The organism is Mammaliicoccus sp. G-M28 (assembly GCF_022386595.1).
Taxonomy (GTDB): Bacteria; Bacillota; Bacilli; order Staphylococcales; family Staphylococcaceae; genus Mammaliicoccus; species Mammaliicoccus fleurettii.
Map to the genome: position 1 here is coordinate 124383 of NZ_JAJNIF010000005.1, position 26199 is coordinate 150581.

A 26199-nucleotide genomic window follows, 5' to 3' on the forward strand; every position below is an offset into this window, starting at 1 on the left:
TGAAACTCATTTAAGTAGTATATAATTATAGATAATAAATCTAGAATATTTATAAAATACAATTGTAACTACAAGTGAATGATGTATAATTAAATTGTATTAAATATAAGAGTGGAGGATTTTATGGAAGAGACTATTGACTTAAGCAAACTATTTGGAATTTTAAAGAAAAACATAAAGTATTTAATTTTTTTACCAATCATTTTTCTAGTTTTGAGTATGGTGATTACATTCGTATTTATGACACCGAAATATTCAACGTCTACACAAGTGCTTGTTAATCAAAAAAAAATAGACAACCAAATGATAGCTCAACAAGTACAAACAGATCTACAACTCGTTAATACATACTCCGAAATTTTAAAAAGTCCAAGAATATTAGACAAAGTATCTGAAAATTTAAATGACAAATATTCTAGCAATGAGCTTTCTGGAATGCTAACAGTAAGCAATCAAGCAGAATCAAAAATATTAAATATTACTGTTGAAAATGAAAGTCGTGAAAATGCGGGTAAGGTAGCTAATGAAATAGCAAACGTTTTTAGTAAAGAAGTTAAAGACATAATGAATGTTGATAACGTTTCTATACTTTCTAAAGCAGATAATAATGGAAGTAAAGTATCGCCTAAACCGCTAATAAATCTAGTGGTCGGTTTATTTTTAGGTTTAGCTGTCGCACTAACTATCATTTTCTTGAAAGAAATATTAGATAAGAGAATAAAGACAGAACAAGATGTTGAAGAACAATTAAATATACCAGTACTAGGAACTATACAAAGATTTGATCAATAAAGGAGGTTTAATAGTATGGCTATGCAAAAGAAAATAGATAAAGAAATAACGACTTTAATAACTCATAAGAAACCTAAATCAGTTGTCAGTGAGAAATTCAGAGGGATTAGATCGAACATTTTATTTTCGTCTGCAGATGATGAGGTGCAAACATTGTTAGTGACATCGGATAAACCTTCTTCAGGTAAATCAACTGTATCAGCAAATATTGCAATAACATATGCACAAGCTGGATTTAAAACATTATTAATTGATGGAGATATGAGAAAGCCAACCCAACATTACATTTTTAATCAAAACAATATTACAGGTCTGTCTAATTTAATTATAAACAAGAGTACATTTAAAGATGCAGTACATAATACTGAAGTTACTAATTTAGACGTCTTAACTTCAGGCCCGATTCCACCAAACCCATCTGAGTTAATTGGTTCAACAAATATGATGGATATATTTGAAGAACTTAAACAACAATATGATTTCATTCTTGTAGATACGCCGCCTGTTAATACAGTGACAGATGCTCAATTATTTGGCGAATTAACTAAAAATGCAATCTTCATAATAGATGTTGAAAGTAATAATAAAGAATCAGTTAAGAAAGGCAAAGAATTGTTAGAGAAGTCAGGAACAAAAATTCTTGGTGCTGTTTTAAATAAAGCGCCTTTAGATAAATCATCAAGTTCTTACTATTATTATGGGGAAGATGAATAATGATAGATATTCATAATCATTTATTAGTTGGTATGGATGATGGCCCTCAATCATTAGAAGAAACATTTGATTTATTAACACAAGCTAAAGAACAAGGTATCACAGGTATTGTTGTTACACCTCACCATCTACATCCGAAGTATAACAACATATTTAGTGATGTCGATAATGCAATTAAAGATCTAACAAGTAATCAACAAATTAAAGACTTTAATATTCAGTTATATCCTGGTCAAGAAGTAAGAATAACGGACAAAGTATTAGAGGATATAGATCAACATCAAATCCAAGGAATTAATTATTCTAAATATCTTCTAATAGAGTTACCTTCTAATGCTGTACCACATTACACCAAGAATCTACTTTATGAAATTCAAACTAAAGGTTTTATACCTATCATTGCTCATCCAGAACGTAATAATGCAATTGTTCAAGATATTAATTTGCTTTATGAATTAATAAGTAATGGGGCATTAAGCCAAATAACAGCTTCATCTTTGACAGGTGAGTTAGGAAAAAATATACAGAAATTATCTATTCAAATGATAGAACATAACTTAATACATTTTGTTGCTTCAGATGCACATCATCCAAAGAATAGACCGTTCGGTCTGGGTGAATTGTTCAACACACCAAAATTGAAAAAAATGGAGCCTACTATAAAAGGCTTATTAAATAATAATGAAGCAATGATACAGAATAAAGATGTAGTAAAGGGACGACCAATTGAATTTAAGAAAAGCAAAATTTTTGGTCTATTTTAAATAGGAAATAGGGGAATGAGAATTGGAATATATATCAATTAAGCAAAGACTCATGATGCTATTAGTTATAGACTCACTAATTGTTACTTTTTCACTGTTTTTAGGATATTACATCTTAGAGCCATACTTTGAAGGCTACTCCATTAAAACGTTAATTTTATCATCATTTATATTGCTTATATCTCATCATGTATTCGCTCAAGTCTTCGATTTATATCATAGAGCATGGGAATATGCGAGTGTAAGTGAATTAATCTTAATTGTTAAAGCAGTTACAGGATCAATCATAACTACGGGGATAATTGTCTCAATTGTTACACAACAACCACCATTTTTAAGATTATATTTTATAACTTGGATGATGCACTTACTGTTAATAGGTGGCTCAAGATTGTCATGGAGAATTTTTAGAAAATCCTTCATAAGTAATGAAGATAAGAAGATACCAACACTTATCGTAGGTGGTGGACGAGGTGGTTCTTTACTTATTCGTCAAATGATAAATACACCTTATATGGGAATGGAACCAGTGCTTGTCGTAGATGATGATCCAAATAAACAAAAGTTGTCTATAACATCCGGTGTAAAGGTACAAGGTTACATTTCAGATATACCAGATTTAGTTAAGAAATTTAATATTAAAAAAATTATTATTGCCATTCCAACCCTTTCGCAAAACAGATTAAGAGAAATAAATAGATTGTGTGAAGGCGCAAGAGTTGAAGTGTTTAAAATGCCTAACATAGAAAATGTTATGTCAGGTGAAATTGAAGTAAACCAATTAAAAAAAGTAGAAGTCGAAGACTTACTAGGAAGAGATCCTGTAGAGCTCGATATGGCATCTATTTCAAAAGAATTAACAGAAAAAACAATACTTGTAACTGGAGCAGGAGGATCAATCGGTTCTGAAATATGCAGACAAGTTTGTAAGTTCAAACCAGAGAAAATCATACTACTCGGACACGGTGAGAATAGCATATATCACATACATCAAGAACTTAATAGAATATATAAAGAACAAATTGAAGTAGTACCCATTATTGCAGACGTGCAAGATAAAGAGCGTATGGAAAAAATAATGCAAGATTATAAACCATATGTTGTTTATCATGCAGCAGCACATAAACACGTACCATTAATGGAATTTAATCCACAAGAAGCAATCAAGAATAATATTTTAGGGACAAAAAATACAGCTGAAGCTGCGAAACTAGCAGAAGTTAGTAAATTTGTAATGGTTTCTACAGATAAAGCAGTAAATCCTCCTAACGTTATGGGAGCTTCTAAACGAGTAGCAGAAATGGTCATACAAAGTATAAACAATGAAACAAGGAAGACTGACTTTGTGGCAGTCAGATTTGGAAACGTACTTGGGTCAAGAGGTTCTGTAATACCACTTTTCAAAAAACAAATCGAGGCTGGTGGACCAGTAACCGTTACGCATCCGGAAATGACAAGATACTTCATGACAATACCAGAAGCATCAAGACTAGTATTACAAGCTGGAGCCTTAGCAACAGGTGGAGAAGTATTTGTGCTAGATATGGGTAAACCCGTTAAAATTGTAGATTTAGCTAAAAACCTTATCAGACTAAGTGGTTATAAAGAAGAAGACATAGGTATTGAATTTAGTGGTATTAGACCAGGTGAAAAATTATTTGAAGAATTGTTGAATAAAGATGAAATACATCCAGAGCAAGTATACGAAAAGATTTATCGAGGAAAAGTTAAAGATATTGATAAAGAAGAAGTTGAATCAATTATTTCAGATTTACTTAACAGTTACACTAAAGAAAAAATTATAAACTATACCAATAATAATATCGATAGTAATCATGATAAAACAATACAAAAGTAATAGGTGAGGATATGTTTAAAGGTAAAACAATATTAATTACAGGTGGCACAGGTTCGTTTGGTAATGCAGTAATGAAAAGATTCCTACACACAAACATAAAAGAAATAAGAGTGTTTTCAAGAGATGAGAAAAAACAAGATGATATAAGAAAAAAATATAATAATGATAAATTGAAATTTTATATAGGTGATGTACGTGACCTATTGAGTGTAGAAAGTGCTATGAGAGGGGTCGACTTTGTCTTTCATGCAGCCGCATTAAAACAAGTTCCTTCATGTGAGTTTTTCCCTATAGAAGCTGTTAAAACAAACATATTGGGTACTGAAAATGTTGTACAGTCTGCGATAAGAGCTAATGTAAAGAAAGTAATATGTCTTTCTACTGATAAAGCGGCATATCCAATAAATGCTATGGGTATTTCTAAAGCTATGATGGAAAAAGTATTTGTTGCCAAATCAAGAAATGTTGATGAAAATCAAACATTAATTTGTGGTACAAGATATGGAAATGTTATGGCTTCAAGGGGATCTGTTATTCCATTATTTATTAAAAAAATTAAAAATAATGAACCATTAACAGTTACAGATCCAAATATGACAAGATATTTAATGAGTTTAGAAGAAGCAGTCGAATTAGTTATACATGCATTTAAACATGCAGAAAATGGAGATATTATGGTTCAAAAAGCACCTGCTTCAACAGTGGGAGATTTAGCTCAAGCATTATTAGAACTTTTTGAAGCAAATAATGAAATTAAAATTATAGGTACTAGACACGGTGAAAAACAAGCTGAAACGCTTCTTACAAGAGAAGAATATGCACAAGCAGAAGATATGGGGGACTATTATAGAGTTCCAGCAGATTCTAGAGACTTAAATTATAGTAATTATGTCGAAGATGGTAGTAAAGAAATAACTGAAGCGTATGAATATAACTCAGATAACACATACCAACTATCAGTAGAGGAAATTAAAGAAAAATTATTGTCATTAGATTTTGTAAAAAATGAACTAAATAGTTATAAAACTAAAGCTTAAATAGGAGGTTTATATGAAATCAATCGTAATTACCGGTTCAAATGGCTTTGTAGGGAAAAATTTAAAATTTGATTTAAAGCAAACGACTGATTATCAAATTCTCGAAATATCAAGAGATACTTCTATTGAAGACAGAAATGAATATTTAACTAAAGCAGACTGTATTGTACATTTAGCAGGTGTAAATAGACCAGAACATGATAGTGAATTTTATGAAGGTAACGTATCACTCTTACAAGAAATGTTAGATATAGTTAAAAATAATCCTCATAAACCTTCTATTATTTTGTCATCTTCTATTCAGGCAAGTGCAGATAATTTGTATGGTAAAAGTAAAAATGAAGCTGAAAGTTTACTCAATAATTTCTCAAAAACATACGGTAACAAAGTTTATATTTATCAATTTCCAAATTTATTTGGTAAATGGTGTAAACCTAATTACAACTCTGTTATTGCTACATTTTGTCATAATATCGCCTGTAGTAAAGAAATAAAAGTGAATGATAGAGAAATCATGTTATCACTAAATTACATTGATGATGTTATTACGGAAATAAAAAGAGCAATTGAAGATAAACCTACAATTGTTGATAACAAAGTTGAAGTACCGAATGTTTATAAAAAGAGTTTAGGAGAAATCAGTGATTTAATCATTTCATTCAAAGATTCTAGAGAAAAGAGATTATTACCTAAATTAGATGATCCTTTTGAAAAAGCTTTATATAGTACTTATTTAAGTTATTTACCTAAAAATGAATTTAGTTACCCTCTTAAAATGAATGTTGATGAAAGAGGTTCTTTTACTGAATTTTTAAAAACTCAAGACAGAGGACAAGTATCAGTCAATGTTTCAAAACCAGGCATAGTTAAAGGTAATCATTGGCATCATACTAAAAATGAAAAATTCCTAGTAGTTTCTGGGGAGGGCGTTATTAGATTTAGATTACCGGATTCTGATGAAGTCATTGAATATCATGTTTCAGGTGACAACATGGAAGTAGTTGATATTCCAGTAGGATATACACATAATATTGAAAACTTAGGTACTGAAAATATGGTAACTATAATGTGGGTTAATGAGATGTTTGATTCAGAAAATCCAGACACATATTTCCTGGAGGTTTAAAAATGAATAAATTAAAATTAATGACAATCGTAGGTACAAGACCAGAAATTATTAGATTATCAGCTACTATCAAAGCTTGTGATAAATATTTTAATCAAATATTAGTACATACAGGACAGAACTATGATTACACTCTTAATCAAGTGTTTTTCGAAGAATTAGAATTAAGAGAACCTAATCACTTTTTAGAAGCCGTAGGCAAAGATTTAGGTGAAACAATGGGTAATATTATAGCTAAATCATATGAAGTATTAGCTAAAGAACAACCTGATGCACTTCTTATATTAGGAGATACTAATAGTTGTTTGGCAGCAGTATCGGCGAAAAGATTAAAAATACCTGTATTTCATATGGAAGCAGGTAACCGTTGTTTCGATCAAAATGTACCTGAAGAAATTAATAGAAAAATAGTCGATCACGTTAGTGACGTAAATCTACCATATACAGAACATAGTAGAAGATACCTATTAGATGAAGGATTCAAAAAAGAGAACATCTTCGTAACAGGTTCACCGATGCGAGAAGTTTTAGAACAATATGAAGATAAAATTAATACAAGTAATGTACTAACAACACTAAATCTTGAACCAAACAAATACTTCTTAGTTTCAGCACACAGAGAAGAAAATATTGATATAGAAGATAACTTTAATTCATTAATGAATGCCATTAATGAAATAGCAGAAAAATACCAATTACCAGTAATTTATTCAACACACCCTAGAAGCTGGAAAAAAATCGAAGAAAGATCATTTGAGTTTCATCCTTTAGTGAAACAACTGAAACCATTTGGTTTCTTTGACTACAATGCATTACAAAAGAACGCATTCGTTGTCCTTTCAGATAGTGGAACATTGTCAGAAGAATCATCCATGCTTAAGTTCCCAGGCGTTCTAATTAGAACATCTACAGAGCGACCAGAAGTATTAGATAAAGGTTCAGTAATTGTTGGTGGAATTAAATATGATAACTTAGTTCAATCCGTGGAACTCGCAAGAGCAATGCAAAACAATAATGAACCAATGATTGATGCGATTGATTATAAAGATACAAATGTTTCTCAAAAAGTAGTGAAGATTATACAAAGTTATACGGAGATTATTAATAGAAATACTTGGGGGAAATAATGAGAATATTAAATATCGTTTCAAGTAATGTTGTTACAGATCCTAGAGTAACAAAGCAGTTAGATACAATAAGTAGTTTAACTAAAGATTATTTAGCAATAGGAAAAAATAATGAATTAGCTACAAAAGAAAGAATAGAAAAATATAAATATAATTTCAAGTTATTTGGTAAGACAAGTGAAAATGAAAATATAATACAGAAAATATTTAGAAGATCTACATTTGGTTACTGTGTAATCAGAACAATTTATAAGTATAAACCAGATATTATTCATGCAAATGATTTCGATGTATTATTTATGGTAAAAATTAGTGGATATAAAAAAGCGAAAGTAGTATTCGATGCTCACGAAATATATTCAAAAAATATGTTTGTTGATAGCAAACCAATGTTATCAAAAATTGTTCAAAAGTTAGAAAAGAAATTCACTAAAAACATACATGCATTTATAACTGTAAGCAACGCTGCTAAAGGTTATTATCTTTCTCAAGGTTATAAAAAAGACCCGATAGTAATAACAAATGCGCCAATTAAAGAAGATATTGTTCTAAAAGATATTAAAAATAATAATTTCGAAGTTATATACCAAGGACAATTAGTATCTAATAGAGGATATGAAGAGTTTTTAAAAGCAGGGAAGTTTATAAATGATGAAAATATAAAATTAATTATTAGAGGTTTTGGCCATTTAGAAGAAGAACTTAAAAGTTCTAAAATTAAAGAAAAAATTAATAATGTATATGTAGAAGATCCTGTTGAAATGAGTCAATTAGTGAAATCTATGAGCACTAGTGACGTAGGTGTTGTACTAACTAAACCAACTTCTATTAACTTTGAATATACGGTATCTAACAAAATTTTTGAATGCTTACATGCTGGATTGCCTGTGATTTTATCTCCTGTGAAAGAACATATTTATCTAAATGGTAAGTATCAATTTGGAGTTATATTAGATGAAGTTACACCTAAAAAAATAGCCGAAGCAATTATTAAATTAAAAGAAAATCCAGAATTATATAAAGAACTTAAAGAGAATGCAATTAAAGCTTCAGAAGTATTAACATGGCAAAAAGAAAGCAAGAAATTAATAGAAATATATAAATCTTAATCTGTTAATAAGTATTAAAGAAAAGTGGAGATTATGAAAAAAACAAAAGATATAACAGTTAATATTTTAGCGACCGTTATTCCTATAATAGTAATGCAATTAATACTTATCCCAATCTATTCGAGAAATAATACAAGTGAAGATTTTGGTGAATTTTTATTAATAATAACGTTAGTAAATATATTAGCAGTAATACTTGGGAATACATTGAATAATATAAGGTTAATTAACAAAGATGATAAAAATATTAAAGAGTATAAATATTTAAGTACTTTAATAATGTTGGTAATTGGAAATATTGTGATTACAACGACGTTTCTTTTGCTATGGAAAATTGATAAAGGTGACATTATTCTTATAAATTTATGGGGAACTGGATTACTAGTGAGAAGTTATATTTTTGTATATTTAAGATTAGAATTTAAATATTTAGAAATACTGTGTATAAATATTTTAGGTGCAGAAATCTTAGGTATAGGTTCTTTATTACTTTCTTATAATCTAGTAAATATATATCTAGTATTATCTGTATCTGAAGCAATAATAATTATTTTTATGATTTTATATAGTTTGAAATATTTCAAGGAATTTAAAATTCAATTTCTACATAAAGAAAAAATGAGAGACTTTAGCTCACTACTAGGATCTAATATTATTTTAAACCTATTAAATTATTCAGATAGAATTTTGATTGGAGTAGTTTTAGGAGCAAAATATGTACCATTATTTTTCATCTCTACTATTGTAGGGAAATTATCGAATTTAATTATAAATCCTATGGTTACAGTGTTATTAAGTTATGAAGTAGATAATAAAGCTTCTCTACCCAAGAAAAATATTTTAAAATTCTTCTCTTTAATCATTCTATTATCAATAATATTATCCATTATCATTACATTTGTATCATATATAATCATAAAAAATCTATATCCTGATTATCTTGAAAATGTTCAAGGCATAATATATCTATCAAACCTTGGCGTTATATTATTATCAACTACAGCAATTTTACAAATGAAGATTATTGCTAAGAGTAAATTTAACTTGAACCTAGGTATAAATATAATAAGCCTGATTATACTAACATTATTAAGTGTAATATTGATGAATTACTTTGGAATAATCGGATTTTCTATTGCGCTTGTTTTGTCTTCTTTACTAAAACATTTATTAATTTATATATCAATTAATAAAAAATTAGGAGATGAATAAATGACTATTTTCCTATTTGTTTTAATATCAGCAACATATATCTATTTTTTATTCAAATATAACTTTAGGTTTATAAGTTTATTTTGGATTGTAATGTTTTCTATTAGCCTATTACTGCCAGTTTTTATAGATAGAAAATTTTCATACGGATATATTATAAGGGACATTGCATATCACAAACTTAATTTAATATATTTAATTTGTTTAATAGTTTTTATTATAAGTAACCTACCATTTCAATTAAGAAAAATACGGTTTAGTAAAACTAAGGTTAAAAAAATTGAATACGGTACTTTAAAAAGGGCTAATTTCTTATATTGTGTTTTATCTGTTTTGCTAATTATTATACTAGGCATTGAAGTAGTGACTACAGGTACTAGTTCAACTTTAGAATTAAATTCATGGATTAAAATGATGCAAGCTTCGATACTATTGGGTCTACTTTTTACATCTTATTTAAGTCTCCTATACTCAAATAATAAACATCAAACCATAAAGAATTTAATAATATTATTATTTGCGATAATTTTTGCAGTACTTTTTATATTTGGTAGACGAATTTTGATATATCCAACTATAGCTGCAATTATACTTTTTATCTATAGAAAAAGAATTCAACCAAGCATAACAAAAATTAGTATTTTAAGTATAATATCCATTTCTATTGGATTACCTTTACTAATGAGTATTAGAACATTGGGAATAAAAGAAGGAATCATCAATTTTATTGGAATAATAAAAGGGGATTATGATCAATATTTGAATTATTTAGCGATAGGAACCGATGTGACTTATTCTTATTCATTAGCGGCAATTATCCTTACAGAAGATATTAGAGTAACTTTTTTAACTTTATTTAAACCTTTCTTCATATTTATACCAAGAAGCATTTGGCCAGATAAACCTGAGGCACTTTCTGAGGCATTAGTTCATAAAATGAATTTACCTTTTGATAAAGGAATGTCTATTCCTCCAGGACTAGTGGGTGAGTCATATGTTTATTTTGGTATTGTTGGAGTTATTCTTGTTAGTGTTATTTTCGGAGTAATATGTGGTATTGCAGATAATTACAGTCAACATTTAATTAATCATCCAGATGGACGAAATAGTATTAATTTAATAATGATAGTTATAGTAATGATACAAATAATTATGGGTTCAATTAGAGGAGACACGGCTACTAATATTCAAGAGGCTTTATATTTGTTTTTACCTTTATTGTTAATATTACATTTTTCAAAATATAAAATTAAAATATAAGGAGTAATCAAATGAAATTATCAGTTATAGGCTTGGGTTATATTGGTTTACCTACAGCGTTATTATTCGCATCAAAAGGTTTAGATGTTACGGGTATTGATGTAAATAAATTTGTAGTAGAAAAATTGAATAACAAAGAATTACATATTGAAGAAAATGGTCTACAAGAATTATTAGTACAAACAATTGATTCTAAAAATTTCAAAGCTGCAACTGAAGTAGAACATTCTGATTATTATATTGTTGCTGTTCCGACACCTCATTTAGAGGATAATAGTTGTGATGTTTCATATTTAAAAGATGCAGTTATGAAACTTAAAAATGTTATTAAAAAAGGTGATACGATAATTGTTGAGTCAACTATTGGTCCTAGAACAATGGAAGATATTGTACAACCTATGATTGAATCATTTGGTTTTACTGTTGGTGAAGATATTTATCTTGCTCATTGTCCTGAAAGAGTTTTACCTGGAAAAATTATTCATGAAATGATTCATAATAATAGAATTATTGGTGGTATTACTGAAGCATGTATTCAAAAAACTATAGAATTATATAAGCGATTAGTTCAAGGGAAATTACTTGAAACAAAAGCGAGTACTGCAGAGATGTCTAAGTTAATGGAAAACACATACAGAGATGTGAATATCGCTTTAGCGAATGAATTAGTTAAAATTAGTGATAATTTAAATATTAATGCGTTAGATGTCATTAAATTAGCAAATGAACACCCTCGTGTAAATATTCATTTACCTGGCCCAGGTGTTGGTGGTCATTGTTTAGCTGTTGATCCATATTTCATTGTCGCAAGTGACCCTGAGAATTCAGAAATAATTGCAAATGCACGTAGAATTAATAATAGTATGCCTAAATATGTAATTGAAAAAGTGAATAGTATTATGGAATCCATTCAAGGTAAAAAATTAACAGTTCTTGGTTTAACTTATAAAGGGAATATAGATGATATAAGAGAATCTCCAGCATTAGATATTTATCATGAATTAAAATTGAAATCTAAATATGAAGTTGTTGCACAAGATAGCCATGTACAACTTGACTGGGTTGAAAATGATATCACAAAAGCACTTGAAAATAGTGATTTAGCATTAGTTCTAACTGATCATAATGAGTATAAAGATTTAGCTAACTATGTGAATGGCACAATGAAGCAAAATATTGTGTTTGATACTAAAAATATTGTTGAAAATACAGAAGAAATTAAATATTACAATTTCAATAACATTTATAGTACAAAAGAGGTTTAAAATATGAAAACCAAGAAGATATTAATCCTTTGTCAGTATTTTTATCCTGAATATGTTTCATCAGCAACGTTACCTACACAAATGGCTGAAGATTTAGTAGATAAAGGTATAAAAATAGATGTTATGTGTGGTTGGCCATATGAATACTCTCAATCACATAAAACATTAAAAAAAGAAAAGTATAATGGAATAAATATTAGAAGGTTGAAATATTTTCAATTTAATAATAAGTCAAAAATTGGTAGACTAATAAACTTTTTCTCTCTATTTGCAATGTTCTTAATTAATATGCCAAGAATGTTGAAATACGATCATATTTTAGTTTATTCTAATCCTCCAATTCTACCTTTTATACCTGATTTGATACACAGAATATTTAAGAAGAAATATTCATTTGTTGCGTATGATATAGCACCAGATAATGCAATTAAAACAAGGGCTACTAAACCAGGTAGTATGATTGATAAGATAATGAAATATATTAATAAACATGTTTATAAAAATGCAGAGCATGTTATTGTCTTAGGTACTGAAATGAAAAATTATATATTAGAGAATAAAATTTCTAATAATAAAAATAATATTCATGTTATACCTAATTGGTATGATGAAAAAACATTAAGTAAAGACACAGTATATAATGATGCTTTTAAAGATATTAAAAGTAAGTATAATAAAATACTTTTATATAGTGGAAATATGGGACAGCTTCAAGATATGGAAACGATAATGCAATTTCTTAATGGTGTTAAAGACAACAAAGAAGTAGCTACTGTTTTATGTGGACATGGTAAGAAGAAAGAAATAGTAGATAATTTTATTAAAAATAATAATATAGAGAATGCTTTTGTTTATGATTTTCTTACTGGAACAGATTATTCTGATGTACTTAATATTGCAGATTGTTGCATTGCTTCACTCGTACCCGAGGGTATTGGACTAGGCGTACCAAGTAAAAATTATGGATATTTAGCTGCTGGAAAGCCACTTATCGTAATTATGGATAAAGAAACAGATATTGTTAAACAAATAAAATCTTATAATGCAGGTCTTCATGTCAATAATCAAGATTCTCAATCGATTATAAACTTTGTGGAAAATAATAGTCCTAAAGACTTTGAGCAAATGGGCAGTAATGCATATAAAATTTACAAAGAAAATTATACAAGAGAATTAAGTACAGAAAAGTATTATAATTTACTGAAATAAAGGTGGAGAATTATGAAAAAGTTATTTGATATATGCAGTTCTTTATATGCAGTGTTTATTTTTTCACCAATATTAATCGTTACATCTATAGCTATTAAACTAGAATCTAAAGGTCCAATCGTTTTTAAACAAAAACGACCTGGTATAAATAATGAAATCTTTAATATTTATAAATTTAGATCTATGAAAGTTGAAACACCAGATGTAGCAACTGATAAAATTAATGCAAATATGTACATTACTAAATCAGGACGTTTTATTAGAAGAACTTCAATCGATGAATTGCCTCAGTTATTTAATATTATTAAAGGCGATATGTCTGTAGTTGGTCCAAGACCAGCTTTATATAATCAATATGATTTGATTGCTAAAAGAACGAATGAAAATGTACATACAGTAAAACCTGGATTAACAGGCTTAGCACAAGTTATGGGTAGAGATGATATTACAGATGATCAAAAAGTTCAATATGATAAATACTACGTTGAAAACCAAACTTTCATTTTAGATATGTTTATTATATACAAAACGATTAGAAACACGATAACATCTGAAGGTGTGAAACATTAATGGGAAAAACAATTTTAATCACTGGTAAGAATGGATATGTTGGAAATCGTTTAAATGATTATTTAAAAGCACAAGGTCATGTTGTTGATCAAATTAATGTTAGAGGAAATCAGTGGAAAGCATTAGATTTTAGTAAATATAACGTCGTTATACATTTAGCCGCAATTGTACATAATAATAACCCAAATGCTACTATGGTAGATTATATGAATGTAAATTACCATTTAACTAAAGAACTAGCTGAAAAAGCTAAAACCGAAGGCGTTAATCAGTTTATATTCTTTAGTACAATGTCAGTATTTGGACTTGATGGCGAAGTAGGGAAAGAAGTTATTATAAATAATAACACTTTAACTAAACCAACAACTGCATATGGAATATCAAAACTACGTGCAGAAGAAATGTTACATGAAATTCAATCAAATGCATTTAAGGTAGCTGTTTTAAGACCACCAATGATATATGGTGAATCAGCACCAGGTAATTTTAGTAAGTTAATTAAACTATCTAATATTTTACCTCTATATCCTCGAATTGATAATCAAAGAAGTAGTATATATATTGAAAATCTTGAGATTTATATTAATGAACTTATTGAGAATGAAGGTTCAGGCATATTACACCCTCAAAATAATGATTACTTAAATACGAATCATGCAATTTTTAAAATGAGAGAATTGCAAAATAAGAAAAGTGTGAGTATTAAATTACCAAACAGTTTATTAAAGTTATTTGGTAAAATATCAATCTTCAAAAAATTATATGGAAACTTAGCATACTCAAAGGATATAGATGAAATAAACTATACTGATAAATTTATTAGTGAAGCGGAAACTTATGTTCGAACATTAAATAAGTAATTTTAGTAAGTACCAGCAAATTTTAAAAGTGTGAGAATCATAAAATAGCAAGGACCACATTAAACTCTCTATAAATATAGAGGGTTTTTTAATTTTTTCGTAAAACTATTCAAACTAACAAATTCAGAACCCATATAAATTTTTTTGAATAACTCTTTCTGTTAATTTTTATTAGCGTATTTATATTGTTTGTAATTAGTATGTAAATAAAACATATAGTGAAACAACTGATATTAATAATGTAATTGTTTTCATTTTTAAGTAATGTAAAACTTTAATTAAAATTGTAAAAATAAATTTTACAAAAGTAAAGAAATATAGTTTAATAAGAATATTGATTAAAAAATAGGGAGAGGTAAATCCTTGAAAAATATAATACTTGTATTTATAGTTTTTTGTCTTACAATATTCTCTGCTTATTTCATGATAACAACTGATTCTAAGCAAGAAGATAAAAAAGATTCAAAACAAGAAAAAACAGAACAAGCATCTAAGAAACAAGAGAAAAAACAGAACAAAGAAGAAAAAGGATTAGATATTAAAACTCAAAAAGATTTATCTGAAATTATATATAGCGAGAAAGATGAACAGATTAAGATGAATGCTTATAATGAAGCAATTGATAAAGAAATCATACCGAGAAGTAATAATTATCAAGAAGCTGTATATGCTTATGAAGAGTCAGTATGGTTGAAAAATAATACGGGAACCGAGTAGTTAAATATACATATCATTTTCATCTCTATAATTATTAATTGGAGGGGTATAAATTGCACGTAAAAATATTAGGTTTTAACCTTTTTGCTAAGGGAGGTACTTCAAGAAGTAATATTAATTTAATTAAAGCATTTGTTAAATCTGGATATAAAGTAACTTATTATAATTTCAAAGATTATAACCAAAGTGATTTATTTAATACTATGATTAATGAAGGTTTATTAGATGATAATCTTGAGTTCCAAAAATATATAGATGCAAAAGAATTAGGGGATTGTGACAAATTAATATTAACGAGAGAAACATTTTTCTATATTGCTAGGGATGTTAAACAAGTTGATAAAAAAGTTCAAATTATTGGTGAAATACATGGACCATTAGCTTATATTTCTGATGAAGCAGATTTAGCTACAGATGCTATAGATGCATTTAGAGTAAGTACTGCCAAAATTAAAGAAGATTTTATAGAAAAATATGATGTCAATTATGTATTTAATCAATACGTGGAAGCTTCACATATTAATCTAAGTTTGGAACCTAAAAATACTAAACGTAATTTACTGATTAAAGCTAGATTTGAAGATGAAATAAAGGATATTTCTTATGTAATTAAATTAATGAATTGCATAGTTAATGTAAAAGGATATGAAGATATAAATCTTTATATTAAAGGTTATGGACCGTCGGAAGTATTATACAATAATTTAGTGAAGTATTATGGATTAAAAAATAATGTACATATAAATAAGAAAGAACCATTAACATATATTTATGTATCATCATCACCATATGAAACATTAGGATATTCAATTTTAGAATCGATTGCTGAAGGTAATAAAGCTTTCATTTACACAGGTAAAGACGATGTTTTAAATGACATATACAATAGTTTTAGATCTATTAAGTTTATGCAAAAAAATATTGAAATCGATTGTAATAATTTAATTAATTTTATAAATGAAAAATACACTAAAAAAGATAGAGTAGAAGATGTTGAAAAATTAAAAGCGGAATTTTTAGATCGTAATTATGCAGATGACTTCTTAAACAACGCTACAGATTGTATAAATAATTCTAAAGAAAAAATTATTAATAACAAAATAATTAAGAATAAAAATCAAAATAAAAATGAGAATCTAGATAAATTTAGGGACCTCTATGAAAAGCTAAAAGAAAAACCAGTACTGAATAAAATAATGCAAAACGATAAAATTTTTGGTTATGCAAAAAACAAATATTTAAGTAAAAAAGTTAAAAATGAAATGGATATGTTTAACCAAATAGTACCATCTTCAAATAAAGTATTTATTGAATCTTTCCACGGTAATAATTTCAGTGGTGATCCTAAATATATTGCCTTATATATACGAGAACATTTTCCAGAAAAACAAGTTTTTGTTAGTTCAAGAAACTCTCTAGTTGATATCGAAATAAGAAATTGTGATGTAACTCCAATAAGATTTGGAAGTACAGCTTATTCTAAAATATTTAGAGAATGTAAATATGTATTTGTAAATGGCAATACACTCGATAAAGTGTATAAACATGATGATCAAGTGTTTATTCAAACTTGGCACGGACTCCCTCTTAAGAGAATGGTCAATGATTTAACTGATGTTAAAGAAAGAAATGACCAAGTTAATGCTTTTCTTCCAAGAATGCAAAAATGGGACTATCTATTATCCTCTTCATTAGTTAATACAATGTTATTTAAATCAGCTTTTCTGACTAAAAATAATAGTAATTTAAAAATTCTTGAATATGGGGCACCAAGAAATGAATATTTATTGAATGATAATGAAGATGAAAAAAGACGAATTATGTCTAAATACTTCTTTACTAATGTTAAAAATAAAAAATATATTTTATTCTGTCCAACTTGGAGAAAAGAAAAAAGACAAAATCTATCTTCAATAAATCTGAAAAAATTATTAGGATTTTTACCAGATGAATATGAAATTATTGTTAAACTACATCCAAATGAAGCTCACTTAAGAGGGAAATATAGTAATTTAGACAAAAGAATTCATTGTTTCTTTAATGAATTTGTTGATATACAAGAATTATATTTAATATCAGATTCAATGCTTACTGATTATTCATCTACAATATTTGATTATGCACATTTAAACAAGCCAATTATATTAATTCAAGAAGACACACAAAGTTATAACGAAAAAGTTGGTTTCTATTTTGACATATTTGAATTAGGTAGCTTCCCAATAGCTAATATGGATGAAAGAAGACTAGCACAACAATTAACTAATTTTGAATATATGAATTACTCTAAGATGACAAATAGATTATTAACTTACGATAGTAAAGAATCTACAAAAATGATTTTAGATACTGTTTTTGATGAAAAATAAATATCTACTATAACTGAATAATTAATATTTAGTTAATATAAGTGAAAGAAAGGGAAGAAAATGTCTGTTAAAATAGCAACTATCGGTTCGTGCGTTACGCGAGATAATTTTAATACTAAGTTTAATCCTAACTATAAAAATTTTTTACAAATAATAGATCATCAAAATCAAACTGCTATTCCTAGTTTGATGTCTAATCAATTAGAGTTAAATGTAAGTAAAGAATTTGTAGAAAAAAATTCTTATGTTCAATCTTTATTGCATAAAGAATTTTCAAAAGAGTTTTTACAAAAACTAAAAAATGAACAACCTGACTATCTTATATTTGATTTGGATCCAGATGTGAAATTTGGATTATTAAAAATTAATGAAAATGAATATATAACTAATAATCCAAACTTTAAAAATATACCAGAATTAAAAGATGCAACTAGACTAAACTTGTTGGAAAATTATGATGAATATATTGAAGTATGGGAAAAATATTTAGAAATTTTCTTTGATTTTATAAAAAGAGAGATACCTAACTGCGAAGTTATATTGGTTAAAGCAAGATTTTCAGATAAGTTTGAAGATGGAACAACCTTAACGAGTCTCAGAAAAGAAACGGGAATAGCTACACAAGATTTTGAAAAAATGAATAAAATTTGGAATCATTTAGATGATTTTGTGATAAACAATTTTAAGGTTTCGGTTCTAGATATGACCGATAATGATTTCTATTTAGATAAAAATCATTTATGGGGACCATATTATTTACATTATGAGCCTAAATTCTATAATACATTCTTAAATAAATTAGTTAAAATGATTTCGAGTAGAAAAAATGAGCATATTAGTCTTTCTGGTGAGAATAGAACTATCCAAAGAATATATTTAAATGAATCTTATGAACTTTTAAATACTAAAGTTGTAGAGGTTGTTTTACAATCTGATAAAAATTTAATACAACGGGCTAGAAGAGATAAAGACATATACAATTTATATAAAGAATTACTGAAGAATGACTATATTTTATATTATCATTCTAATGGAATCTCACGTTTATATAAAAGAGAATTTATAAACGAATTATGGAAACGTCAAGACTTGTATAAACAAGGAGATGTTTTTTATACACTTGATGAACCTAAAGAAAAAAAGAAAAATAATAGTCAAAATAAAAATAAACTACTAGTTATATTTACTTGTATGCCAAGTGCAGAAAAATACGATCACTATTTAATGACAGATAGAATGTTTCCTACTTTCTTTAACACAATTGAACGAAGTTTAGTTAAAAATGTTTATACTATGAGAATAATGGATTTGAATTGTTCTCATGGTTCTCATTATATTAATACTATTAATTATTCGAATATGGAGTCAGATATTGTTGAAGCTATAAACAGAGTTAAAAATGAATTAAGTTTAAATGATGAAGATATTGTACTTTATGGTGCTTCAAAAGGTGGAACAGGTTCATTATATTATGGCTCTAAAATGGACTTGCAGTGTTTAGCAGTAGATCCTATATTAAGTTTAGGTGAGTATAATATTAAGGACGAACATTTCTTAAAGGATATTAGAATAGAAGATATAACTGACCAAGTAAATAACAATTTATATAATAAGAGTAAATCTGAAAAATATATAATTGGTTCAGAAAATGTCCCGTTCAATTTTGATAAGATTAATAAAATTGAAGGAGATAATTTGAGGAAAATCAATAAAATAGATGAGCATATTAAAAGTCATCCAGATGTATCAAGAAACACTGTACCTGAACAATTAATGATTTTAAATCAAATGTTATTAAACAATAGTTTAATTAAATAAAAAGAAAGCCTATCACAACCGATAGGCTTTCTTTTTTTACCTTTATTCTTCCACACCTAATTCTTTCTTTGCGATACTTTCATAAGCCGCTTCTCCGGACTCTATTGCAAATTCTGCGATAAATAGTGGGAAGACTGCATTGAGTTCTATGACATGCTCTTTCATTCTTGGCCATGTGTTTCCTCCTGCTTTTTTATAAGCAGTTATGAGTTGTTCTAAACCTTCTTCACCGAATACGCGATGATGTCCCATGAAATCCATTGATGGATCAGAATGGGTTGCTTCTGTCCAGTCTATCAGTCCTGTTACGTTTGCTTCGCTATCTACCATTATATGTCCTGGGTGTAAATCACCATGTATCATTGTTGCATGTTCTGGCCAGAGTTCGTCATTGTCTATCCATCTTTGCCACCTGTTCCAAATTTCACTTGATACACCATACGTCTCTTTGACTTTATGCATTCTATTTTGAAAGTCTCTTTTTATTTCGTGTATAGTTTTTGTAGAGATGTGTTTATTAGTTATTATATTTTCTGGTATACCATGTAAATCAACAAGTATTTCAGCTAATGTGTTTACAAAATTATCGGGAATGGGTTTGTGCTCAATTTCCCATACATAATTCTGTATTTCAGGATCAATTGTTGCTACGGGTATGCCTTGAAGTATTGGATATGCGATAAGGTCTTCTTCATGTACTTTCCATTTTGGTACTTCAAATGATACATGTTCTTGTAGAAAGTCTACAATTTGTTTTTCAGAATGGGTACGCTTATATACATCTGCACGTCTTGGTATTCTCAATACCCATTTTTGTCCATGTTCGTCTTCACCGAAAGCAACTTGAAAATCTAACCCTGATTCATTTAAAGAAATTGTTTCTGGTTGAATATTTAGTCCGTATTGTTTTGAGATTTTCACAATATCATTTAGATGAGTCATATGATTAGCTCCTTTTATTTCTCCTTACTCACTCCACAAATCTACCCAATTTCTCCGTATTTCAATTTATACGCTACATATCCTGATTTATAGAAGTATTTATTTTTTTCCGCTTCTCTTTCATCCAATAATCCTAATGCTTGAATGACATTAAATGCAAAGTCTACTGCGCTTGATCCGTTTGCTGTAACGAGATTCTTATCTATTACGCTGTCTTCATTTACGAAGTCTATTGAGTTTGTGTATTGTTTAAAGTTATTGTCTGTTGTCCATGTGTTTAAGTCGTTTCCTGTATGCTTGAATCCTGAAAGTAGGCTATTTCTTGCTAAGAAGTCTACTGCGCCACATATTGCACCGACAACGATGCCTTTGTCTAATGATGACTTAATGAGCTGTACAAGCTGCTCGCTTTCTATTGATGGCCAATTGTTTCCGCCTATAACGATTAAAGCGTCATATGGTTCTGAAATTTGCTCAATTGTATAGTCAATGATGGTCTTTATTTGACCGATGGATGTGACTGTTGGTTCTTCTAACGATACAGTATCTATTTTAAACGAATGTGACATAGATAGTTCTGCTGCAACATAGCTTAATTCCCAATCTGCGTATTGTTCTGTAAGTAAGACTAATGCTCTTTTCATAATTTAGCCACCTTTTGTTTATGTTTAACTTTAGATTGCTACAAATGCTGTGGTTATGCAAATGATAACTATATATTTTTAATTTATAAAAATTTAATACGCTTGAAATACTGATATAATGGGTGTTATGACGTTATGAATAGGATAAATACCCCGAAGAAGTTTGACAAATAACATGAATGATATTATAGTTGATTACACAACTAATCAACCAATCATGTTATAGGATAAGGAGAATGAATATGAAACCTACATTAAATGATGATACACCTATATTTTTGCAAATTGCAGATATGATTAAAGATGATTTAGTTGAAGGACTTTTGTCTGAAGGTGAACAAATACCTTCCACAACAGAACTTTCAAATTTTTATAATATCAATAGAGCGACGGCTCAAAAGGGTATTACTTTGTTGATGGATGAAGGCATCGTGACGAAGCGAAGAGGAATTGGTGTGTTTATAGCTGAAGATGCGCGCGACAAGCTTGTAAATACACGAATGCAAGATTTCTCAAACACTTATATCCAGAACATGGTTAAAGAAGCGAAGAGACTCAATATAAACAAAGAAGAATTAATAAGAAGGGTGGCTCAAGACTATGACAATCATTGATATTAGAAATATGTCGTTTAAGTACAAGGATGAATATGTACTGGAAGATTTAAATTTACAAGAAGACCAGCCTATGATTATCGGATTATGGGGACGTAATGGTTCAGGTAAGACGACGTTAATGAAACTCATGTCAGGTCAAGAAAAACAGAATTCAGGACAAGTGTCCATTTTAGATTTTAATCCATATAATAATGTATCAGCTTCTAAGCAAATCACATATTTAAGGGAAAACCATTTCTTTGGTAAGACATGGAATGTAAATGATGCTATGAAATTTGCTTCAATGTTTAACGATAATTGGGATCAACAAGAAGCAGATTATTTAATTGATTTATTCGAGTTACCAAGAAAGAAAAAAATTAAGACTTTTTCTAAAGGTATGCAATCTATGGTTCAGTCTGTAATTGGATTAGCAAGTCATGCACCAGTTACGATGTTAGATGAGCCAACAAACGGTTTAGATGCTTATATGAGAAAGGTATTTACTAAAGCACTTAGAGAATCATTTGAAGCAGATCCAAGATATATCTTGATTGCTTCTCATCATATTAAAGAAATTGAAAAAATATGTGAAAAACTAGTTGTCATTTCTGAACATCATGTGAAATTAAACGAACCTATAGAATATTTTCAATCTAGAGGAGCAATATTGGTTGGTAAGTTAGAAGATATTCAGCAAGTTGTTTCTAATAATGAAGTAATTGAACAATCTACAATTATGAATCAGCATAAAATTATGGCAGATATACCGTTTAATGAAGAATTGATTAAACAATGTAAAGCGTTGAATATTAAAGTAGATAAAGCAAGTATTCAAGATTACTTAGTCAATATAACGATGTCAAAGGAGGCTAATAATGGGTGATGTAAGAGGCTCGCTTTCTATAATAGGCAAAGAATTGAAATTACAATTTTATACATTTAGTATCGTACTTTTAGCATTAGCTGTAATTTATTTTATCATTGGCTTCTATGTTGAACCAACTGAGTCTTTCAAACCTTTATTATCTGGACCAATATACGGTATATTAGGATTCTTACCATTTTTCTTGTATGGTGATCCTTTTAAATCAGCCGTTCAACTCGGTTCTACGAGAAAGCAATATATTTTCAGTTTGTGGTTAAGCTACTTTATATTTATTGTATGTTTGTTAGCAGTGCATGAAATCGTTAGCTACTTATTAGAACTTACTGCAAATATTGCAAATAGTAACGTTACATTAATGAGAGTTGGAGATTTCCTACAACATAACAATAGATTCGATAATATGTGGATAGATATCTTATCAGTTATTTTTATTGCTGGTGTTTGTTTCTTCATCGGTGCAATTATGTATCGTGTTGGTATCATTCCAACTTTAATAGGACTATTTTTAATAGGCGTAATAGTCTTTGTATGGTATGTACTTGGAGATTTCACACCTTTGTTCAAATGGATATATCATCATATATATGAAATGTTCCATATATTAGGTGCTATCGGAATTCTTTTAGCATTATTAATTTATCCAATACTCATAAATGTTAAATTAAAATTTTAATAATACAATCGAGTACAGGAAGTAAGCACGTTACTCGTGGTAGTATTATTTAAGAATGATATAACTTATAAATAAAGCACCTCGTTAATTTGATTTTATTAATTAAATTAAACGAAAGTGCTTTATTTTTTGTGAAAATTGTAAGATTTTATAAAAAATAGATATTGGTAACAATTTTGTAAAATGCTGATGCCCGAGGAAATATTTTATTCCACTTCAATCATTATTTTCGTTATATATTCATTTTCATTATTTTTAATAACTGAATCGAATACAAATTCTTCATAGACATATTTACCGATTTTTAAATCCATTTCTTCTATTTTTTGCATCATTTTTGAGTACGTTACTTCTATATTTTTATCTAATCCTAGGTGGTAACCAATTAAGTACTGACCTTTTAACGTAATGGTGTTTGTATAATGATTTTTAGAGTTAGGAATTTTAACATATAGGTAACTATAATTATTGTATTCTCCATTTAAAATATCTTTCATATTGGATATAATGCCAATCGGTTGGCTAGAGAATAGGCCATGTGATTTAAGTTCTACAATAAATTGATTAATAGATATTAAAAAATCAAGTTCTGAAGCATTTGCGATATTATCACTTATATAAAATGTTGTTTCTTCGATTTCTTGTAATGTAATGTCATCAAATGGTGTTTGTATAGCTTCTTTAATGAGCTGAATTTTATCGTTGATAATCATTTCATTATATTCTAAATGTTTCTTCTGTTCTTGAATCGTCTTTTTCTGTTGATACATTAAATTTAAAAAGTGTTCTGGTGATTTGTTTTGTGTATATTCTTTGATTTCTTTTAGTGGCATGCCTAATTCTTTTAGTAATGTGATCACACTAATCAGTTCAATTTGTTTTATAGAATAGTAGCGATAGCCAATTTCATTTTTATAATCAGGTTTAAAAAGATTGATTTTATCGTAGTAAATAAGTGTTTGACGACTAACATTTGTTAAGCTAGCAAACTCACTTATAGGTATTTGATTAATTTTTTGCATAAATTGTTCTCCTTCTATTGACTGTATAGTTACTATACACTATAAATTGTATATATTAAAGATTGCATAACGTTATGAAAATCCAACTAAATGGATTAGAATATAGTGAAAATCAGATAAAATTTGTGAAAGTATTGAATAAGGAGGTCTAAAATGAAGAGTAAGTTAAATGTTTTATATTTTAATATATTTTTAATGTTTTTAGGAATTAGTATCGTAATTCCAGTTTTACCAACGTTTTTAAAGGATTTAGATTTGAATGGTACAGATTTGGGTGTACTTGTAGCAGTGTTCGCATTATTCCAAATGATTGCTTCACCATTTGGAGGACGATTTGCAGATAAATTTGGTAAAAAAATCATTATCATTATTGGCCTCCTATTATTCTCCATTTCAGAATTTATATTTGCGGTAGGTAATTCATTTTCAATACTTTTATTATCAAGAGTATTAGGTGGGATTAGTGCAGCGTTTGTCATGCCAGGTGTAAATGGTATGATCGGTGATTTATCAACACATGAGACTAGAGCGAAGAACTTTAGTTATATGTCAGCAGTAATAAATACAGGGTTTATAGTTGGACCTGGTGTAGGAGGATTCTTAGCAGAAATTTCGCATAGAATGCCTTTTTATTTTGCAGGTGGACTAGGCATAATAGCTTTATTATTCTCGATATTCTTATTAAAAGAAGCTAGTGATGAAGATGAAACACATGAGACACGTAAGAAAAAAGTTAAAGAACCATTTCCATATAAATTGTTTGTAGTACCTGTTATTATAATGCTCATACTTTCATATGGTTTAGCATCAACAGAAACCATGTTCTCATTATATACAGCAGAAAAAGTAGGTTTCGAACCGAAAGATATATCTATCGCCATTACAGGTGGCGCAATAGTAGGGGTTATATTCCAGCTGTTCTTATTTGAAAAGCTAGTAGGAAAAATAGGTGAAATTAAGTTAACATTATTCTCATTAATATATTCGATATTAGTTTTAGGAGCATTCTTAATGGCTTCAAAATATTTAACGGTAATGCTAGTAAGTTTCATTATATTTATTGGATTTGATTTAATCAGACCATCCATGACGAACTACTTTTCAAAATTAGCCGGTAATAATCAAGGTACAGCAGGTGGATTAAACTCGGCAGCAACAAGTGTCGGTAACTTAATCGGACCCTTAGTAGCCGGCGCAGCATTTGATATTAGTATAGATTTTCCATTGTATATAGCAATGGCATTCTTCCTAGTAGCATCAGTAATTATTGTATTTTACAGACCAGATAAATTGAAATTTTAAAAATTAGAGATGAGACAAATAAATTGTCTCATCTCTTTTGGTTGGAAAAGGGTATAAAGTGACTCGAATTTATCAAGACAGGGTCGACTAGCAACATAGAGGCTCCGAACATTGCAAGACGTGGCAAACATGATAAATAGGATGGCTGAATATTGCAAGACTGGTCCAACATGATAAATAGAGTCCGTGAATTTATCAAGACAGGTCCAACATGATAAATAGAGCGATTGAATATTGCAAGACGTGGCAAACATGATAAATAGGATGGCTGAATATTGCAAGACTGGTCCAACATGATAAATAGAGTCCGTGAATTTATCAAGA

24 protein-coding genes are annotated in these 26199 nt (G+C 28.5%); 21 read left to right on the forward strand and 3 right to left on the reverse strand.

Annotated features, from left to right (window positions below):
- Positions 1-123 precede the first annotated feature (123 nt).
- The 17 genes from LQ609_RS06975 to LQ609_RS07055 all read left to right on the forward strand — a co-directional run bounded on the left by LQ609_RS06975 (position 124) and on the right by LQ609_RS07055 (position 19807).
- Complete coding sequence (locus LQ609_RS06975) at positions 124-792, forward strand: Wzz/FepE/Etk N-terminal domain-containing protein (protein WP_078357959.1); 669 nt, start codon at positions 124-126, stop codon at positions 790-792.
- 21 nt (positions 793-813) lie between these two features.
- Positions 814-1506: a polysaccharide biosynthesis tyrosine autokinase gene (locus LQ609_RS06980; protein ID WP_078357975.1), complete on the forward strand. Its 693-nt coding sequence runs from the start codon at positions 814-816 to the stop codon at positions 1504-1506.
- Entirely contained in the window at positions 1506-2270 is a 765-nt protein-coding gene (locus tag LQ609_RS06985; RefSeq protein WP_239734502.1) for a tyrosine-protein phosphatase, read from the forward strand. Before LQ609_RS06980 ends, LQ609_RS06985 begins: the two co-directional genes overlap by 1 nt.
- A gap of 22 nt (positions 2271-2292) precedes the next feature.
- Positions 2293-4128, forward strand: coding sequence for a polysaccharide biosynthesis protein (locus LQ609_RS06990; protein WP_239734503.1), 1836 nt, complete (start codon positions 2293-2295; stop codon positions 4126-4128).
- A gap of 11 nt (positions 4129-4139) precedes the next feature.
- Positions 4140-5165 carry a nucleoside-diphosphate sugar epimerase/dehydratase gene (locus LQ609_RS06995; protein WP_239734504.1) on the forward strand — a complete coding sequence of 342 codons (1026 nt, stop codon included), beginning with the start codon at positions 4140-4142 and terminating at the stop codon, positions 5163-5165.
- A gap of 13 nt (positions 5166-5178) precedes the next feature.
- Positions 5179-6291, forward strand: coding sequence for a polysaccharide biosynthesis C-terminal domain-containing protein (locus LQ609_RS07000; RefSeq protein ID WP_239734505.1), 1113 nt, complete (start codon positions 5179-5181; stop codon positions 6289-6291).
- A gap of 2 nt (positions 6292-6293) precedes the next feature.
- A complete protein-coding gene (wecB, locus tag LQ609_RS07005) occupies positions 6294-7418 on the forward strand; it encodes a non-hydrolyzing UDP-N-acetylglucosamine 2-epimerase (protein WP_239734506.1) in 1125 nt (374 codons plus the stop codon).
- Positions 7418-8527, forward strand: a complete 1110-nt coding sequence (locus LQ609_RS07010) for a glycosyltransferase (RefSeq protein WP_078357965.1) — start codon at positions 7418-7420, stop codon at positions 8525-8527. The genes wecB and LQ609_RS07010 overlap by 1 nt, the downstream gene beginning before the upstream one ends.
- Before the next feature lie 33 nt (positions 8528-8560).
- Positions 8561-9739 carry a lipopolysaccharide biosynthesis protein gene (locus tag LQ609_RS07015; protein WP_078357966.1) on the forward strand — a complete coding sequence of 393 codons (1179 nt, stop codon included), beginning with the start codon at positions 8561-8563 and terminating at the stop codon, positions 9737-9739.
- Positions 9740-10999 carry an O-antigen polymerase gene (locus tag LQ609_RS07020; RefSeq protein WP_239734507.1) on the forward strand — a complete coding sequence of 420 codons (1260 nt, stop codon included), beginning with the start codon at positions 9740-9742 and terminating at the stop codon, positions 10997-10999.
- Positions 11000-11010: 11 nt separating this feature from the next.
- The gene (locus tag LQ609_RS07025; protein WP_239734508.1) at positions 11011-12264 is read left to right on the forward strand and encodes a nucleotide sugar dehydrogenase; all 1254 of its coding nucleotides are present in this window, start codon (positions 11011-11013) and stop codon (positions 12262-12264) included.
- Positions 12265-12267: 3 nt separating this feature from the next.
- Positions 12268-13473, forward strand: coding sequence for a glycosyltransferase family 4 protein (locus LQ609_RS07030; RefSeq protein ID WP_239734509.1), 1206 nt, complete (start codon positions 12268-12270; stop codon positions 13471-13473).
- 12 nt (positions 13474-13485) lie between these two features.
- The gene (locus LQ609_RS07035; protein WP_239734510.1) at positions 13486-14043 is read left to right on the forward strand and encodes a sugar transferase; all 558 of its coding nucleotides are present in this window, start codon (positions 13486-13488) and stop codon (positions 14041-14043) included.
- Positions 14043-14903: an NAD-dependent epimerase/dehydratase family protein gene (locus LQ609_RS07040; RefSeq protein WP_239734511.1), complete on the forward strand. Its 861-nt coding sequence runs from the start codon at positions 14043-14045 to the stop codon at positions 14901-14903. The genes LQ609_RS07035 and LQ609_RS07040 overlap by 1 nt, the downstream gene beginning before the upstream one ends.
- Before the next feature lie 363 nt (positions 14904-15266).
- Positions 15267-15620 (forward strand): hypothetical protein, encoded by a 354-nt coding sequence (locus LQ609_RS07045; RefSeq protein ID WP_078357972.1) that lies wholly within the window; start codon positions 15267-15269, stop codon positions 15618-15620.
- Positions 15621-15673: 53 nt separating this feature from the next.
- Entirely contained in the window at positions 15674-17989 is a 2316-nt protein-coding gene (locus LQ609_RS07050; RefSeq protein WP_078357973.1) for a CDP-glycerol glycerophosphotransferase family protein, read from the forward strand.
- Between the two features lie 60 nt (positions 17990-18049).
- Positions 18050-19807: an accessory Sec system protein Asp2 gene (locus LQ609_RS07055; protein ID WP_239734512.1), complete on the forward strand. Its 1758-nt coding sequence runs from the start codon at positions 18050-18052 to the stop codon at positions 19805-19807.
- Positions 19808-19849: 42 nt separating this feature from the next.
- On the opposite strand, the gene LQ609_RS07060 is transcribed toward LQ609_RS07055, so the two are convergent.
- Together LQ609_RS07060 and LQ609_RS07065 are read right to left on the reverse strand one after the other, a co-directional pair.
- On the reverse strand, positions 19850-20749 hold the full coding sequence (locus LQ609_RS07060; RefSeq protein ID WP_239734513.1) for an Mph(C) family macrolide 2'-phosphotransferase: 900 nt from the start codon (positions 20747-20749) through the stop codon (positions 19850-19852).
- A 41-nt stretch (positions 20750-20790) separates the two neighbouring features.
- Positions 20791-21393 carry a DJ-1/PfpI family protein gene (locus LQ609_RS07065; protein ID WP_203154154.1) on the reverse strand — a complete coding sequence of 201 codons (603 nt, stop codon included), beginning with the start codon at positions 21391-21393 and terminating at the stop codon, positions 20791-20793.
- Between the two features lie 242 nt (positions 21394-21635).
- On the opposite strand from LQ609_RS07065, the gene LQ609_RS07070 reads away from it, so the two are divergent.
- Genes LQ609_RS07070 through LQ609_RS07080 form a run of 3 tightly spaced genes read left to right on the forward strand, consistent with a single transcriptional unit; the run spans position 21636 to position 23551 of the window.
- A complete protein-coding gene (locus tag LQ609_RS07070; RefSeq protein ID WP_107509751.1) occupies positions 21636-22007 on the forward strand; it encodes a GntR family transcriptional regulator in 372 nt (123 codons plus the stop codon).
- Complete coding sequence (locus LQ609_RS07075; protein ID WP_203154155.1) at positions 21994-22875, forward strand: ATP-binding cassette domain-containing protein; 882 nt, start codon at positions 21994-21996, stop codon at positions 22873-22875. Before LQ609_RS07070 ends, LQ609_RS07075 begins: the two co-directional genes overlap by 14 nt.
- The gene (locus LQ609_RS07080; RefSeq protein ID WP_239734514.1) at positions 22868-23551 is read left to right on the forward strand and encodes a hypothetical protein; all 684 of its coding nucleotides are present in this window, start codon (positions 22868-22870) and stop codon (positions 23549-23551) included. Before LQ609_RS07075 ends, LQ609_RS07080 begins: the two co-directional genes overlap by 8 nt.
- A 206-nt stretch (positions 23552-23757) precedes the next feature.
- Here LQ609_RS07080 and LQ609_RS07085 read toward each other — a convergent pair whose 3' ends face one another.
- A complete protein-coding gene (locus tag LQ609_RS07085) occupies positions 23758-24573 on the reverse strand; it encodes a MerR family transcriptional regulator (protein WP_208144123.1) in 816 nt (271 codons plus the stop codon).
- A gap of 153 nt (positions 24574-24726) precedes the next feature.
- On the opposite strand from LQ609_RS07085, the gene norA reads away from it, so the two are divergent.
- Positions 24727-25875, forward strand: coding sequence for a multidrug efflux MFS transporter NorA (gene norA, locus LQ609_RS07090; protein ID WP_107509747.1), 1149 nt, complete (start codon positions 24727-24729; stop codon positions 25873-25875).
- Positions 25876-26199 lie beyond the last annotated feature (324 nt).

Coding starts and splice junctions, on each gene's coding strand:
- LQ609_RS07065 (WP_203154154.1), bottom strand. CDS start 21,393: ATGAAAAGAGCATTAGTCTTACTTACAGAACAATACGCAGATTGGGAA.
- LQ609_RS07030 (WP_239734509.1), top strand. CDS start 12,268: ATGAAAACCAAGAAGATATTAATCCTTTGTCAGTATTTTTATCCTGAA.
- LQ609_RS07015 (WP_078357966.1), top strand. CDS start 8,561: ATGAAAAAAACAAAAGATATAACAGTTAATATTTTAGCGACCGTTATT.
- LQ609_RS07010 (WP_078357965.1), top strand. CDS start 7,418: ATGAGAATATTAAATATCGTTTCAAGTAATGTTGTTACAGATCCTAGA.
- LQ609_RS07025 (WP_239734508.1), top strand. CDS start 11,011: ATGAAATTATCAGTTATAGGCTTGGGTTATATTGGTTTACCTACAGCG.
- LQ609_RS06980 (WP_078357975.1), top strand. CDS start 814: ATGCAAAAGAAAATAGATAAAGAAATAACGACTTTAATAACTCATAAG.
- wecB (WP_239734506.1), top strand. CDS start 6,294: ATGAATAAATTAAAATTAATGACAATCGTAGGTACAAGACCAGAAATT.
- LQ609_RS07020 (WP_239734507.1), top strand. CDS start 9,740: ATGACTATTTTCCTATTTGTTTTAATATCAGCAACATATATCTATTTT.
- LQ609_RS07000 (WP_239734505.1), top strand. CDS start 5,179: ATGAAATCAATCGTAATTACCGGTTCAAATGGCTTTGTAGGGAAAAAT.
- LQ609_RS07085 (WP_208144123.1), bottom strand. CDS start 24,573: ATGCAAAAAATTAATCAAATACCTATAAGTGAGTTTGCTAGCTTAACA.
- LQ609_RS07080 (WP_239734514.1), top strand. CDS start 22,868: ATGGGTGATGTAAGAGGCTCGCTTTCTATAATAGGCAAAGAATTGAAA.
- LQ609_RS06975 (WP_078357959.1), top strand. CDS start 124: ATGGAAGAGACTATTGACTTAAGCAAACTATTTGGAATTTTAAAGAAA.
- LQ609_RS07060 (WP_239734513.1), bottom strand. CDS start 20,749: ATGACTCATCTAAATGATATTGTGAAAATCTCAAAACAATACGGACTA.
- LQ609_RS07040 (WP_239734511.1), top strand. CDS start 14,043: ATGGGAAAAACAATTTTAATCACTGGTAAGAATGGATATGTTGGAAAT.
- LQ609_RS06985 (WP_239734502.1), top strand. CDS start 1,506: ATGATAGATATTCATAATCATTTATTAGTTGGTATGGATGATGGCCCT.
- LQ609_RS06995 (WP_239734504.1), top strand. CDS start 4,140: ATGTTTAAAGGTAAAACAATATTAATTACAGGTGGCACAGGTTCGTTT.
- LQ609_RS07055 (WP_239734512.1), top strand. CDS start 18,050: ATGTCTGTTAAAATAGCAACTATCGGTTCGTGCGTTACGCGAGATAAT.
- LQ609_RS07070 (WP_107509751.1), top strand. CDS start 21,636: ATGAAACCTACATTAAATGATGATACACCTATATTTTTGCAAATTGCA.
- norA (WP_107509747.1), top strand. CDS start 24,727: ATGAAGAGTAAGTTAAATGTTTTATATTTTAATATATTTTTAATGTTT.
- LQ609_RS07035 (WP_239734510.1), top strand. CDS start 13,486: ATGAAAAAGTTATTTGATATATGCAGTTCTTTATATGCAGTGTTTATT.
- LQ609_RS07075 (WP_203154155.1), top strand. CDS start 21,994: ATGACAATCATTGATATTAGAAATATGTCGTTTAAGTACAAGGATGAA.